Source organism: Psychrobacter urativorans, assembly GCF_904846675.1.
GTDB lineage: Bacteria > Pseudomonadota > Gammaproteobacteria > Pseudomonadales > Moraxellaceae > Psychrobacter > Psychrobacter urativorans_B.
Map to the genome: position 1 here is coordinate 40,193 of NZ_CAJHBT010000007.1, position 14,897 is coordinate 55,089.

The 14,897-nt window shown below is 44.0% G+C and carries 9 protein-coding genes; 4 read left to right on the forward strand and 5 right to left on the reverse strand.

Features of this window, described 5'->3' with window-relative positions:
* Nucleotides 1-68 precede the first annotated feature (68 nt).
* From JMY06_RS05145 to JMY06_RS05155, 3 genes are all read right to left on the reverse strand, one after another.
* Entirely contained in the window at nt 69-1,250 is a 1,182-nt protein-coding gene (locus JMY06_RS05145) for a thiolase family protein (RefSeq protein WP_201616818.1), read from the reverse strand.
* A gap of 178 nt (nt 1,251-1,428) precedes the next feature.
* Complete coding sequence (locus JMY06_RS05150) at nt 1,429-2,757, reverse strand: homoserine dehydrogenase (RefSeq protein ID WP_201616820.1); 1,329 nt, start codon at nt 2,755-2,757, stop codon at nt 1,429-1,431.
* 337 nt (nt 2,758-3,094) lie between these two features.
* A complete protein-coding gene (locus JMY06_RS05155; protein ID WP_201616821.1) occupies nt 3,095-3,952 on the reverse strand; it encodes a DsbC family protein in 858 nt (285 codons plus the stop codon).
* Nucleotides 3,953-4,363: 411 nt separating this feature from the next.
* On the opposite strand from JMY06_RS05155, the gene JMY06_RS05160 reads away from it, so the two are divergent.
* Nucleotides 4,364-5,287, forward strand: coding sequence for a DUF808 domain-containing protein (locus tag JMY06_RS05160; protein WP_201616823.1), 924 nt, complete (start codon nt 4,364-4,366; stop codon nt 5,285-5,287).
* Nucleotides 5,288-5,457: 170 nt separating this feature from the next.
* On the opposite strand, the gene JMY06_RS05165 is transcribed toward JMY06_RS05160, so the two are convergent.
* Nucleotides 5,458-9,996: an Rne/Rng family ribonuclease gene (locus JMY06_RS05165; RefSeq protein ID WP_201616824.1), complete on the reverse strand. Its 4,539-nt coding sequence runs from the start codon at nt 9,994-9,996 to the stop codon at nt 5,458-5,460.
* A 1,147-nt stretch (nt 9,997-11,143) separates the two neighbouring features.
* Between JMY06_RS05165 and JMY06_RS05170 the strand changes: the two genes are divergently transcribed.
* Together JMY06_RS05170 and JMY06_RS05175 are read left to right on the forward strand one after the other, a co-directional pair.
* Nucleotides 11,144-12,157, forward strand: coding sequence for an RluA family pseudouridine synthase (locus tag JMY06_RS05170; protein WP_201526538.1), 1,014 nt, complete (start codon nt 11,144-11,146; stop codon nt 12,155-12,157).
* Nucleotides 12,158-12,231: 74 nt separating this feature from the next.
* Nucleotides 12,232-12,930, forward strand: a complete 699-nt coding sequence (locus JMY06_RS05175; protein ID WP_201616826.1) for an HAD-IIIA family hydrolase — start codon at nt 12,232-12,234, stop codon at nt 12,928-12,930.
* A 122-nt stretch (nt 12,931-13,052) separates the two neighbouring features.
* On the opposite strand, the gene yihA is transcribed toward JMY06_RS05175, so the two are convergent.
* Nucleotides 13,053-13,853 carry a ribosome biogenesis GTP-binding protein YihA/YsxC gene (gene yihA / locus JMY06_RS05180; RefSeq protein ID WP_227672180.1) on the reverse strand — a complete coding sequence of 267 codons (801 nt, stop codon included), beginning with the start codon at nt 13,851-13,853 and terminating at the stop codon, nt 13,053-13,055.
* 418 nt (nt 13,854-14,271) lie between these two features.
* Here yihA and JMY06_RS05185 point away from each other — a divergent pair, with 418 nt between their 5' ends.
* Nucleotides 14,272-14,607, forward strand: coding sequence for a c-type cytochrome (locus JMY06_RS05185; RefSeq protein ID WP_201526534.1), 336 nt, complete (start codon nt 14,272-14,274; stop codon nt 14,605-14,607).
* Nucleotides 14,608-14,897: the final 290 nt, after the last annotated feature.

Sequence of the window (14,897 nt, forward strand, 5' to 3'; positions counted from 1 at the left end):
ATCAACTTATACTCGACTAGCTCTCAGTATAAGTTAGAACTATAAGCTAGAAATCACCAGGTTGAGCGTTACGGCAGTTCAATAGCGATAGCAACGGCTTCGCCGCCACCGATACATAAGGTTGCGATGCCTTTTTTACCACCGGTACGCTGTAAGGAATTAATTAGGGTAACGACAATGCGTGCGCCGGAACAGCCGACGGGATGACCAAGCGCACAAGCGCCGCCTTCGATGTTGACCTTAGCATGGTCGATATCGAGCTCATCCATCGCTGCCATTGTGACCATGGCAAACGCTTCATTAATCTCCCACAAGTCCACATCCGCTACTGACCAGCCGGCGTTAGCAAGTACGTTCTCAATCGCACCAATCGGGGCAATCGTAAACTCACTGGGATGCCGTGATTTGGAAGCGGTAGCGATAATCCGCGCTTGGTAGTCTAGACCTTCAGACTTGGCTTGGGACTCTTTCATCACAACGACTGCCGCTGCGCCATCTGAGATTGAGCTGGCATTGGCCGCAGTAATGGTGCCGTCTTTAGCAAAGGCTGGGCGTAAGGTTGGGATACGCTCGGCATTAGCAAGTGCCGGTTCTTCGTCCGTCTCGACGGTTTTTTCGCCTTTACGAGTCTCAAAAGTTACTGGTGTGATTTCATTTTCGAAATGACCATCTTTTATAGCGGTTAGGGCGCGGTTAAGCGATTCAATAGCAAATTCATCCATCTGCTCACGGGTATAGCCTTTTTCATCGGCCGTCTCTTGGGCAAACTGTCCCATTAGCTTACCAGTTTCGGCATCTTCGAGACCGTCTAGAAACATATGGTCTTTGACTTCTTTATGGCCCATACGGTAGCCACTACGCGCACCTGGCATAATGTAGGGCGCATTGGTCATAGATTCCATACCGCCTGCTACTGCCACATTGAAGCTGCCTGCTTTAATACCATCATGGGCTTGCATTATGGCTTTTAGACCAGAGCCACACAGCTTATTAATAGTCACTGCCCCAGTAGCATCTGGCAGACCTGCTTCGCGCATGGCTTGACGAGCTGGGCCTTGACCGAGTCCAGCAGTTAGGACACAGCCCATGATGACTTCATCAATGCTATCCGCACTAACACCGGCGCGGGCCACCGCTGCTTTGATAGCCGCTGCGCCTAAGTTGGTGGCGCTCACATCTTTTAATGCGCCCTGAAAGCCACCCATGGGCGTACGCGCACCATTAACAATTACAATCGCATCATTCGACATCGTGATTCTCCTTATTCTGCATATTTTGATTTAAAATTAGCATCTTGATGTTCAAGTTGTCAGGCTAAGGCAATAACCTGTTATACCAAGTTTTCATGAAAGATAGCTACTATTATAATGCACACCAGTTAGTCAATAAGCAAGTTATCAAAAAAGAAGCGTGTCGATATATCGACTGCTATGCCAGCTCATCTAAGCGAATACGGACTACTCTGTCAGTAATGGAATCAAGCTTTTCAATTTTCTCAATCGCTAAATTCATCTGGTTTTCGACCACTGGCAGGGTCAAGATTATAATAGGTACTTGCCCGACTTTATGCGCAGGCTTTTGTAGAATCGCATCAATATTAATGCCAGCCTCACTTAGGATACGGGTTATATCGGCTAATACGCCTGGATTGTCAAAAGCATGTACCCGTAGATAATAACCGGTAATCATTTGCTCGGCGCGTAATATCGGCGTGTCAGATAACTGCTCAGGCATAAAAGATAAGTGTGGCACATGATGGCCATGCTGACTAGAATTATCTGTACCTATTACGCGTACTAAATCCATGACATCGGCCATCACGGCAGAAGCAGTCGCACCGGCACCAGCACCATCACCGTAATATAAGGTTTGTCCAAGCGGATGCGAGTCAACCAACACCGCGTTTTTGACACCATTCACATTGGCTAATAACGTATCTTGCGGAATTAAGGTTGGATGTACGCGCAGCTCAATACCCTCTTCATCTTTTTCACTGGTACGACGAACGGCAAAGCCTACATGCTTGATGCGGTAGCCCAGCTCTTCGGCATAATTGACATCTTGTAAAGTAATATCAGTGATACCTTCACAATATACCTTGTCAAACTGTAGCGGAATACCAAAGGCGATAGAGGCAAGTAACGCCAGCTTATGCGCAGCATCAATACCTTCTACATCAAAGGTGGGGTCAGCTTCAGCGTAGCCCAAGTCTTGCGCCTCTTTTAGCACATCCGCAAATGGACGACCGGTATCTCGCATCTCAGACATGATAAAGTTGCCCGTACCATTAATGATACCCGCCAGCCAATCTACTTTATTGGCGGCAAGCGCTTCACGCATGACTTTAATAATCGGAATACCGCCAGCTACTGCCGCTTCATAGGCCACGTGCACGTTATTGGCTTCAGCTAGTGCAAAAATTTCATTGCCATGCTCAGCCAGTAGCGCTTTATTGGCGGTCACAACATGCTTGCCGTGTTTGATGGCGTGCATGATGAGGTCTTTGGCAAGGGTAGTACCGCCAATAACCTCGATGACGATATCGACATTATCACTGGCAGCAGTGGCCATTAGATCGCTATTTTGGACAATACTGGGGTCGATATCATCACGATGACGGCGGGTACCGACTTCGGTAATAATGATATCGCGTCCACTGCGACGTTTAAGCTCGTCTGAATTATCATTGATTAGATTGACCACGCCAGTACCGACAGTACCTAGGCCAAGTATCGCTAGTTTGATGGATTTACTCACAGTATCCTCAAGAGGTTAAATAGATGAATGGGAAAGGGGGTGTCTATAGGCGGCTATTATCTTAACTTATAATAGCGAATTAACAGCGGGCTGCTTAATATATATTGCAGCCGACTTGATGTTATTGATGAACTTATGATGTTTATGAATCTATGTTTTTATGAGCTGATAGTATGAATATAGATGTCTTATTTATAGTATGGTCTTACTTATAAGGTCATTATTCTTATACAGCTCTCATGCTTACAAAGCTGTTAGCCTTTATCCTATCATATCGACAAGCATTAGCGGCGTCTACGTCATGCTATAGCCGCTAATGCTTATGACTTAACGATGATTATTGCGCTGCGGCCACGGCTTGTGCCAATTGCGCCGCCGGCAGATAACCGCCAACTTGTTGGCCGGACTCAGTAAAGATGGCTGGCGTTCCGCGCACGCCAAGTCTGGCACCCAATGCCATTTGCGCTCGTACTGGACTATTACAATTAGCAGCGGTCACATTTGCGCCTGATTTTGCTTGGTTCATCGCGGTAACTCGGTCTTTACTACACCAAATCGCTTCCATTTTTGGCACACTTTGTTCACTACGAGGCCATGCCAAATAACGCACCTCAATCCCTAGGGCATTGATCTCGTCCATTTCTTCATGCAGCTTAGTGCAATAAGGGCAGTCAGCATCGGTAAACGAGTAAACGACAGATTTGGTTTGTCCCTTTGCTGGATAAATAATCATGTCCTTTTTATCGACTGCTTTTAGCGCTTCTTGCGCGGTACGAGCTACCAGTGCACCACTGATATCAACTGGCTCACCCTGTCCAACGGCAATAATTTGCCCCTGAATAATATGCTTGCCTGCTTTATCAGTAAAAAACGCGGGCAATCCTTCAGCCGTCACCCAATAAATACCATCCATATCAGTGGACACAGCGGAAATAATATTTTCTTCAATACCCGACGCTTGTAGATTGTCTTGTAGCGCTTTGACCACGGTCGCATCACTATTAGCATCTGCCGTAGTGCTGGTTTTGGCTTGTGCGCTATTAACGATAGCGGTATTGCTGGTCGCATCAGCAGCATTATTCGAGCATCCAGCCGCCACAATGATTAATAACGCACTTATTAAGCCGCGAGATAGAGTGTTGTGAGAGAAGCGTTGACCCGTAACGGTAGCGGTAGAAAAAGGGAGAAAGGACATATAACGTTTCCTATAGGCAGGCGCGCCTAATCGTGTGTTGATGATAAAGATTTAATATAAAGCTTAAAGTGACTGTTGATAAGACCAAGGCATGCGATGGAAATAAGCTGCAATCATCACCTGATAAAGGTAATGGGTTTTAAAAAGCTCAAAAGCGCCCTATCTTAGCATAATTTTGTAAATAACCGCCAAAAGCTAGCAGCTAGCTATTTTAAATAAAGGTCTGGTAACGAGGGCTAAGTCATTAAAAACAAGATACATTTATGCCATGTCATATCATAGGCTGACTAGGTAGGCTACTGCTAATAACAGCATCATTATTACTGCTGTTTGTTTAACCATTTAATAAGTAGATTTTTATAATCCATTTTGTATATATTTATTTAAGCGAATTTAATCTAAGGAGCGCGTATGGCAGGTGCCAGTTTATTAACGTTACTCGATGATATCAGCGTGATATTAGATGACGTTTCTGTCATGACGAAAGTGGCCGCAAAAAAAACAGCTGGCGTATTGGGTGATGATTTAGCCCTTAACGCCGAGCAAGTTACAGGCGTTAAGGCAGATCGTGAGCTACCAGTGGTTTGGGCGGTAGCAAAAGGCTCATTCGTTAATAAGCTTATTCTAGTACCGGCAGCGCTGCTCATTAGTACTATTTATCCGCCCTTGGTCACTCTTTTATTAATGTGTGGCGGTTTATTTTTAGCCTATGAAGGGGCCGAAAAAGTCATTCATAAGTTTTGGCCGCAGCTGTTACCACATGATGAGGAACAAAATGCCCGCCGAGAAGCCAACGCTGATGAGAACGTCGATTTGGTCGCTTTTGAAAAAGAAAAAATCAAAGGGGCCGTGCGTACAGACTTTATTCTCTCAGCAGAAATTATCGTCATTGCGTTGGGGTCAGCAGCGGGGGCAACACTACTAGAAAAAAGCTTAGTGCTGGCTATTATTGCGGTTGCTATTACGGTTGGTGTCTATGGTCTGGTCGCTGCTATTGTTAGAATGGATGACTTAGGTCTCTATTTGATGAAGAAACCAGGCAATAACAAACAAAAAATAGGTTCGTTCTTGTTAGCGGCCGCGCCTAAATTGATGAAGTTTTTGTCTATCGCTGGCACAATAGCCATGTTCTTAGTTGGCGGTGGTATTTTGGTACATGGTATAGATTTCCTGCATCATGAAGTTGAGGACTTGGCGCATTTGACTGGTGTATTCGAGAGTTTAACAACCATGCTACTAAATGGCTTGGGCGGTTTAATTATCGGCGTAATTTTGGTCGCTATTATTACGGTCATCGGTAAATTACGCGGCAATAATGGCTCTACAGCTCATTGATTGGATTATTAATATAAGCTCCGTTAAAAAAACAGTATTTATTAAGCATAAAAAAGCCCCAAAGTTGCTAACAACCTTGGGGCTTTTACTATCTAAAAACTTGAGTGTTAATATCATTTTTAGTGTTAACACTCAGCTTCAAAACTAGTACTCAACTTCAGCATTAAAGCTTAACTCTCATTATCAGAGTCATCTGTTTCTACATTTTCAGCTTGCGTTGGTTTTTTGAGCTCAGTTTTTGGTTTACGACTGCGCGATTTAGGAACCTTTGGGGTGGTTAAATTAAAGGTACCGGTTTGTTGCAGCAACTGCTCAGCAACACTCTCAATCATATTTTTATAACTGGCAATGGTGGTTTTTGATTTACCGGCTTGGCTGTTATCTTTGATAGATTCTGCATTTACCGTCTCGCTGTCCATTGCTTCTGCTTCATCAAGCTCGGCATCGCTTAGCTCACTGCTATCAAGCTGTATGTTATCTAGATAAACTTGATCCGCTTGTAGCAATTGCTCGCTTTCAGCGCTGATCTCGTCTGCTTGCCTCTCTCCAGTCAACTCGTTGGCTTCAACGTCATGAGCGTCAACTTTATGGCTTTCAGCTTGACTGTCAGTAGCTACGGTTTCAGATTGAGTTACATCAGTATTAACAAGGTCGCTATTAACAATGTCACTCACTTCTTCAGCGTTAGCGCTTCCATAACGAGAATCAGACTCAGCGTCTGGGCTTGGCGCGGTAGTAGATTCGCTGATCGCAGTTGCCTCTAGCGCCGCTGGCGCTTGATAGTCAGGATGCTGTCCGCGTGGGTCATTGCTGGCACGTTTGCCAATGGCGCGTGGTTCGACCGCTGTTTTACCTTGCGTGGCTGCAAACTGACTGACCGCTTGGGTCATTGCCTTAAAGCGGGTTAGATAATCTGCCGCTAACGGTTGATAGCCATAGTTGCTAAAGTCAAAGCTGCTATCACTAGCATTGCTTCCTTTAACCTCGCTAGCTTCAATTATATTGCTATCGTCATTAACATCATTTTCAACATCAGCAGATTGCGCTTGCTGAGTGTGGACAGCGATGGCGTCAATAAAGCTGCGAATCACGCCATTATCTGCTAAACGGCTTTGCGCATCAGCAAGGGTAGCGTGAATGAATTCGCCAACCGTACCACGAATAGCGGGAGCATTTGCAACAGTTTGTTGAATGACGAGCTCAGTGATTGCTACCGCTGGTGTCACTTGTGGTTGTGACTGCTGATCACGAACAACGCGTGGGTCATTACTGGCCTGACCGAACTTATTGGCAGTCACATAACGCTTAGCAAACAACGCCTCGCGGGTAAGCTCTAGCACGGTATTGCCATCTCTAGCACTACTTTCTTCGACGTTAACATTTTCGACGTTAGCGCTTTCGGTGCTATTGCTTTCAGTACGAGTCGCTTTAATTTCAGCAGTCACTGTAGCAGCGTCAATACCAGCTTTTTGATTCTCGGTATTATCTGTCGACTCGCTAGCTGTGACATTTTTGGCGGCTATTGGCTCTCGAATGCCCGAGTCGGTCGCAGATGATTGCTGATTATCTACAATTAATTTACTAACTGTAGCTGAACTGACGTTTTGGCTGACAGTTTTTTTTTCAGTTTGGCTATCAGTATCGCTGTTGTTCGCGCTACCGACTTCAAAAGCGTTAGAAGACGACACTTCATCCTCAGCAGAATTAACAGTAGTATCAATAGCAGTGCTATCAGCCGACGTCTGATTTATAGATTGAGGCGTCGTCTCTGCTGCTGGTTTGTTTTCACTCTGCTGGGCTGAGTGCTGCTCTCCACTTTTCTTCGTGGCGTCATCTGTAGCTAGGTTACGCTGAGTGATTTGTTCATCAGCTGGCTTAGCTACTGTTTTTTCAGATTTACTGTCATCTAAAGACAGATGAACCACTTCGGGTACTTTGAGCTTGGCGTGTGCTTCGTTGACATGTAACGTCACCTCGTTAGGGTCTTGCTGGCGACGAGCGTTAGCTTGGTCTTTATCGTTACTAGCAGCTGTTTGACTTGCATCGGCTTGCGCCTGTTGTTGCTTTGCACTACTGTCCGCCGTCAAGGTATCATTGCGTTCAAGCTTACCGCGTGAGCTACGTTGGCTGTGTGGCTTACGTTTGCTACGTGTTTGCTCATCGGCTTGGTTAGTAGTAGCAGCAGCTTGAGTGTCGCTCTGAGAAGCGTCGTTACGCTCGCTGTTGTTAGGGCTACTGTCCTGACGATTATCTTGACGATTGTTACGGTTGCGATCGTTGTTACTACGTCTGTTATCGCTATCGCGCTTATCTTGGTTATCAGACGACTTGTCATCATTGCTATCATCATTAACTGTCTCATCGCGCTGATCTTTTCTCTGATGCGGCTTTGCTGATCTTGATTTGCGCGTCTTGCGTCTTCTTCTATCGTCGGCATTGTTATCGTCAGTAGTATTGCTATCGACACTGTTGCTACCAGCAGTATTGTTATTAGTATTATTATGACGACGGTTTTGCTGACGATTGGTATTACTATCTGATTGTTGGCTGTCCTCTTTCTGTACAGCTGCTGGCTGGCTGGTTTGCGGTGCTGCTGACGTTTGCGCGCCAGTGACAGCAGTATTATCCAAGACACTATTATCAACTTGACCAAATGAGCCTAAGCTTTGTGCGCCCGTATTTACTAAAGCCTCAATCGCTTCAGCGGCATCATGGCTGCTAAAGCCTGCTGTGGTTTGTGCTTGTGGAGCTTGAGTAAAAAGATTGGACAACCAAGCAACCGCTTGCGGCTGGGCGGCAGCAGGAGATTGCGCTACTACTGGAGAAGAGGCAGACTGTACATTTTGGGCATTGTTGTTTTGGGCACCACTATTTTCATTAGTGCTGTTTTGATTAGTCGCGCTTTGAGCCGGATTATTTTGAGTAGCGTCATTCTGTACTGCTCGAGTCGATGACGTCGGCTCATTACCATTTTTATTAGGATTGTTCTGATTATGGCTATTTTGATTGCGGTGCTCATTACTATGGCTGACGCTGTTGTTATTTTGGTTAGCGTTTTGCTGGTTTGGTTGATTAGCACTTTGCGTGCTGCTACTACTATTGGCACTATCAGGCGCTTTACGTGGTTGGCGCGTAGGTTGTTGCTCAGGGCGTTCTTTTTCGGCCGTTTGCCAATCAACGTCATAACCTAAACCACTATGTTCTTGTTGCTGAGTATCGGTAATGCGCTCATAACTTGATGGTGCAAAACCATCACGGTTAAAGTGCAATTTAAAGTTGGGCGACTCTAAATGGGCATGCGGTAAGATGGTGATACGTGTGCCACTGTCTTGCTCAAGATAGACCAAGCTGTCGCGTTTTTCATTCAGTAAGAATGCAGCGATATCAGTCGGTACTTCTGCTTGTACTTCACCTTGACGTTCTTTTAGAGCGATTTGTTCAATTTCGCGCATAATTGATAACGATAATGAGCGCAAATCACGAATCATACCGTTGCCATGACAACGAGGGCAAATATAGCCAGTAGATTCTTCTAGTGACGGACGTAGGCGCTGACGGCTCATCTCCATCAAACCAAATTTAGAGATATCGCCAAACTGTACGCGGGCACGGTCATATTTGGTAGCGTCGACTAGCCGTTTTTCCACTTCCTTTTGATGCTTGTTGTCATTCATATCAATGAAATCAATGACAACCAAACCACCCATATCACGCAGACGTAGCTGGCGCGCAATCTCATCAGCCGCTTCTAAGTTAGTATGATAAGCAGTTTCGGCAACATCCGAGCCTTTAGTAGATTTGGCAGAGTTAATGTCGATAGAGACCAAGGCTTCTGTTTGGTCAATGACGATTGCGCCGCCAGAAGGCAAGCGCACTTCACGTTGGTAGGCAGTTTCAATTTGTTTTTCGATGTTAAAGCGCGCAAACATAGGCTCGTAATCAGTATATTTACGTAGCTTGTCTGCCTGTGTGGGCATCACTGCATCAATAAAGCCGGCTGCTTCGATATAAGCATTTTCGTTATCAATCCAAATCTCAGCAATATCATCACGTAGATAATCGCGCACCGCGCGCGTGACAACGCCTGCTTCTTGATGGACGAGACGCGGTGACGGATATTTTTGATTTTGTTCTTGAATGGCTTGCCAGATATTAAGCAAATGGTTCAAATCGTGTTGCAAGTCTTCTTGAGTTTTACCAATGCCAGCGGTACGAATAATGACACTCATACCTTTTGGTAAATCTAAATTACCCAGCATGCGTTTCATGTCTTCACGAAGTTTGCCGGAGATTTGTCGTGAGATACCGCCACCACGAGGGTTGTTTGGCATCAAGACTAAATAACGACCGGCTAGCGATACATAAGTCGATAGGGCAGCGCCTTTATTGCCGCGTTCTTCTTTTTCGACTTGGACTATAAGCTCATCGCCTTCTTTGATGAGTTTTTTGATGTTTTCATCACGTGGGTTGCCACTGAGATATTCAGCAGAAATCTCACGAATAGGTAAAAAACCTTGACGTTGTGAGCCATATTCGACGAATACTGCTTCAAGCGACGGCTCGACACGGGTAACGTGGCCTTTATAAATGTTTGATTTTTTTTGTTCGCGAGTACGGTTTTCTAAATCGAAATCGTACAGATGATTGCCTTTACAGAGGGCAACACGAACTTCTTCGTTTTGAGTGGCGTTAATTAAAATGCGTTTCATATCAATATCCTATGAGTACGCATAACAACGACAAAGTGATTTTTATGGGGGCAGAAACAAGAGCGGCTAATATTAAAATTAGCTAAAGATATTATAGGATATTTAAAACAGGACAGATAAAAAAACCAAAATAGCTATATGTAATGGCTCGCTTCGATAACGGTTGCTCATTAATATTGCCTAAAGCCTAAATGCATTGCTGAAACGATCTTTTAAGACCAATATAGTTAACCCCAATACAGATTGTAAGGCTGCAATCGTTTATCTTATGATCTTTATAACAATAAGTATCATGGCTAGGCGTTAAAACCTAAGCATTCAAACCCTTGTTAATATTTATCGTTCAGCTATTAGGCTGATATTTTTCAGCGTGCCATCAATATAAGTTGTTAGCATATATTAATGAGTAGGCCATGCTTGTAAGGCTAATCCATAGTGGCAATATTAATACTGTTATAACCCTGGCGTTATGAAAGTTAATATAAAGCCAAGGCAAGTGAACAAGCTATTATTTATTAAAGTCGGGCTATTAAGGTTGAGCTTTTTTACTTATTTATCATTGTGTTTTTTAAATATCGTTAATATCAGTGTGATCTTTCGTTAGTGTGTTGCTGCACTGCCATTCAGCGGGGCGTACTTGGCAAACAGAATAGTGACCGGCTCATCAGCGCGGTATCGTTGGTGTTGCTTAAAGATCATTATCTGTTTGACCACCAGTAGTCAGGCAACGGTACATTCTTAACATCAAGCTGTTATCACTTGCTCAACTGCACGTGTCCATTAACGTTGCAAAAAAAATTGCAAATCAAGTCGTGGTCATGCGTTAAATGAGTAAATTGTGTGCTGTTGTCGTTCAATAAATTGGTCTTTATACCAATGTTATCAATACGAGTATATGTGTTGTTAATACCATTAATTGGGCGCGGTGCTTGTTGTTATCAAGCATCTTACCCTAAAAATTAGATGAAACGTCCAATCTTATCACGGTATATAGCATGCGCCTCGTTACTAACCAGTAGTAAAGATGGCGATTGGCTATCTAAGACAATGAGGATTATTGCCGTGACCTATGCGCAATTGACGCTCAACATGCTAAACTATAACAAATCTTTGTGTAAATACCTAACTAAAAATGACAAACTCCAAAATGACCGACGACGCACCGACCCATGAAGCCCCTGGCATCTTTAATAGTAAAACTCGTCCGCAAAGCGCTGATGATGAGATTAGTAACTTTGAGAAGGTCAATTATCTGGAAGTAACGCGCCATCAGCACGATCAGCGCTTAGACAATTTCTTACTTAATCGTCTAAAAGGCTTGCCAAAAGCCCATATTTACAAGATGATTCGCTCAGATGAGATTCGAGTCAATAATAAGCGTTGTAAAGCTCATGATCGAGTGCACCGTGACGATGTGGTGCGCATTGCTCCTGTACAGCTGGCAACCCGCGAAAAACCGATTATCAGTACCGAGTTTGCCAAAAGTTTACTGGCACGGGTGGTTTATGAAGATGACGGCCTAATAGTGCTTAACAAGCCTTCAGGCATTGCCGTTCATGGCGGCAGTGGGCTGGATTTTGGGGTAATTGAAGCAATGCGTGAAGTGACAGGTAAAAAATACCTAGAGCTGATACACCGTATTGATAAAGATACTTCAGGGCTGCTCATGATTTCTAAGAAGCGCTCAACGCTTAAAGCCTTACAGCAGCATCTGATAGACAAGACCATCCAAAAGCATTATCTATGCTTAGCAAAAGGTCAACCTGCGCTTAATGAGCAGCGTATTGATGCGCCATTACTACGCTACACACTGGCTAGTGGTGAACGCCGCGTCAAGGTGGATGCCAAAGACCCTCAAGCCAAAGAAAGCCAGACCGATATTGTGGTACATAGCCGTTTTATGATTGCCAATCAAATGGTAAGTCTGATAGAAGCCAAACCGCTGACCGGACGCACCCATCAAATACGGGTACATTTAGCCCATATTGGTCATGCTATTCTAGGTGATGATAAATATAATGTGCATGATAAATCAGGCGTTCATCGTCTGTGTCTACATGCGTGGCGCTTAGATATCCCAGGCTATGAGCTGATTATCGCGCCGCTACCAGAAGATATCGCAGGCTTATTACCAACAGATGCTGAGTTGCCAAAAGTATAAGCTAAGTTGCTTGCCCTGATATCATTATCATTAATAACGGCTCCTGTTTAAAGGTCATACGCTAAGGTCAATCTATGAGTCAGTCAAATACCAATAATTCAGCCTTATTATCCGCTGAATTTAACTTAGCGGATAAAACACTGATTATCTTTGATTGGGATGGCACCTTGATGGACTCAATCGGTTTAATCGTTGAGTCCATGCACGTTGCTGGCGAGGCACATGGTTTTGTTACCACTGATAAGGCGGTAAAAGATATCATTGGGTTGAGTCTACTGACAGGGATCGATATTTTATATCCCATCGCGACTGCCGAGCAAAAGCTGGCGATTCAACAAAGCTATATCGATTACTATATTCCTAATAGTCACCGTACGCCGTTTTTTGATGATATAGAAAACATGCTGCAAACCTTAAAAAGTCAAGGCAAACAGCTGGCGGTCGCAACAGGTAAAAAACGACGGGGTCTTGATCGGGTATTGGATGTATCTGACAGTCATGATTATTTTGTTATCACACGCTGTGCCGATGAATCCGGCTCTAAGCCCAATCCACAGATGCTTGTTGATATTTTGGAATATGCGCAGCAGGACATTGCTGATGCGGTATATATTGGTGACAGCATTTACGATATTCAAATGGCGAATAAGCTGGGTATGACCAGTATTGCGGTTGATTACGGCACCGCAGCTAGCTCAGAGCTTAGCGCGCAACAGCCTACTTATCAGGTGGGAGCCCCGCAAGCGTTGGCCAAACTATTATGTGCTAAGTAAACACCACATTCCATAAAGTGACCTAAGAAACATTGATTAAATAAATTTATCAAAAAAAAAGCAAAGAAAAAGGGATTTATCGCTATTGATGATAAATCCCTTTTTCTTATTACGAGCACTATTTATTCAGCATCTTTCTGTTCAGCGGCTGTGTCTTTAGTACCAGCTTGCTCAGCACTTTGTTCAGATTTTTCTTGACCATCATCTTCCTGCTCAAAATCTGCTACTTCAGCACTAATTTGATCAGTAACAGCTTCTTCTTCGCCATGTTTATATTCGTACCAGTTTCCCATCACCCCAGCCAGCTCATCAAGCCCTTCTTTTTTGAGCGCTGAAAATAACTGAATAGTGCAGTTTAAGCCTAACTTTTTGAGCGCTTGGCGGGTATTGAGTAGGGCGTTTTTAGAAGCACCATATTTGAGCTTGTCAGCTTTGGTCAGCAAAATATGGACTGGCAGCTCGCCTTCTTTGGCCCAATGTAGCATTTGTTCATCGAAGAATTTTAATGGATGGCGAATATCAGTCAGTAGCACCAAACCTGCAAGGCTTGATCGTGATACCAAATATTCTTCTAGCTCCACTTGCCACTCTTTTTTCATCTCAAGCGGCACGGCAGCATAACCGTAGCCCGGCAAATCGACTAGCCGTCTATCGGTGTCCCCAATACTAAAAAAGTTAATCATCTGCGTGCGACCAGGCGTTTTTGACGAACGTGCCAGTTGCCGCTGATTGGTCAGCGCATTAATAGCTGAGGATTTACCCGCATTCGAGCGTCCGGCAAATGCCACCTCAAACCCTTCATCAGGAGGGCATAGGCGAAAGGTAGGCGCTGAGGTCATAAATTCAGTTTGCTGAATACGCTGACGGGCCTTGGTATTAAACGCCGCATGCTCGGCGGCGACATCTTTAAACGGGGTGCTCATAAATGACTCATTAACATTCAAAAAATTGTAAAATAAATCCAGATACTGGACCCAACTACTTGCGGCAATTTAAATAGATAGTTATGAAGCAATAGCCCTAACTACAGCTAGCTTTAGAGTTTTAAAGGTAAAATATATTACCTTATGTCCCACCTAGTTTTGTACTATCTGTTGAAATAATCAGCACTAGCATCATATTAATGACAGCATAACACTAAAGTGCCGCTGAGCTTAGCGAAAATTAGTCATACGCTTATTTTGGTTTACGAAAGCTAAACCGGATGCACCTATATTAATATGACATATATTGTTACAATTTTAGTTGAGCTGGTATTCAAGATGATATTAGAAATAATAGTGTCGCCTGACTGTGCTATCTACAGTCAATCAAACCAAGGTAAATTAAAGGAGATGTCTTATGCGCTCAATAATTTCAGTTGCTGCCAGGGCAGGACGCGCTTTGGGTGGCAGTGTCGCCACATTGATACTGTGTACCGCAATGATGGGTAATGCCGTCGCTGCTGATATTTCAACCATTTATAGTAACTCTTGTGCCGCTTGTCACGATAGTGGCGCGCTGAATGCCGTCAAAAAAGGGGATAGCACCCGATGGCATCAGCTCATAGAACAAAAGGGCTTGCCAACATTAATTAATTCGGTCAAAGGTGGCATGATTCAGATGCCAGCTGGCGGATTATGTGATGAGTGTGACGATGACGATTATCGCAAGCTTATCGACTATATGAGTCAATAACAGCTATAAACAATGACAGCGAACGATCACTTAAAATGAAAATCTTAAAACGAGCAGCTTAGAAAGCCAAGATAAAGCGCAAGTCTGACCCAATTCATGCGCTTTTTTTTATTATCACAGACGTTATGCCCCGATGTAAGTAGAAAAACCGCTAGGTGCTATGATTAAGTAGGCAAATTCTATAAAGTCTTGCTATAATAATCGCAAATAAACCCTGATGTTAGTAAGTGCTTTCAGGCGGATTGTGATTAAGACCTCAAATGATATGGTTTACCTCGCCCAATAATAGG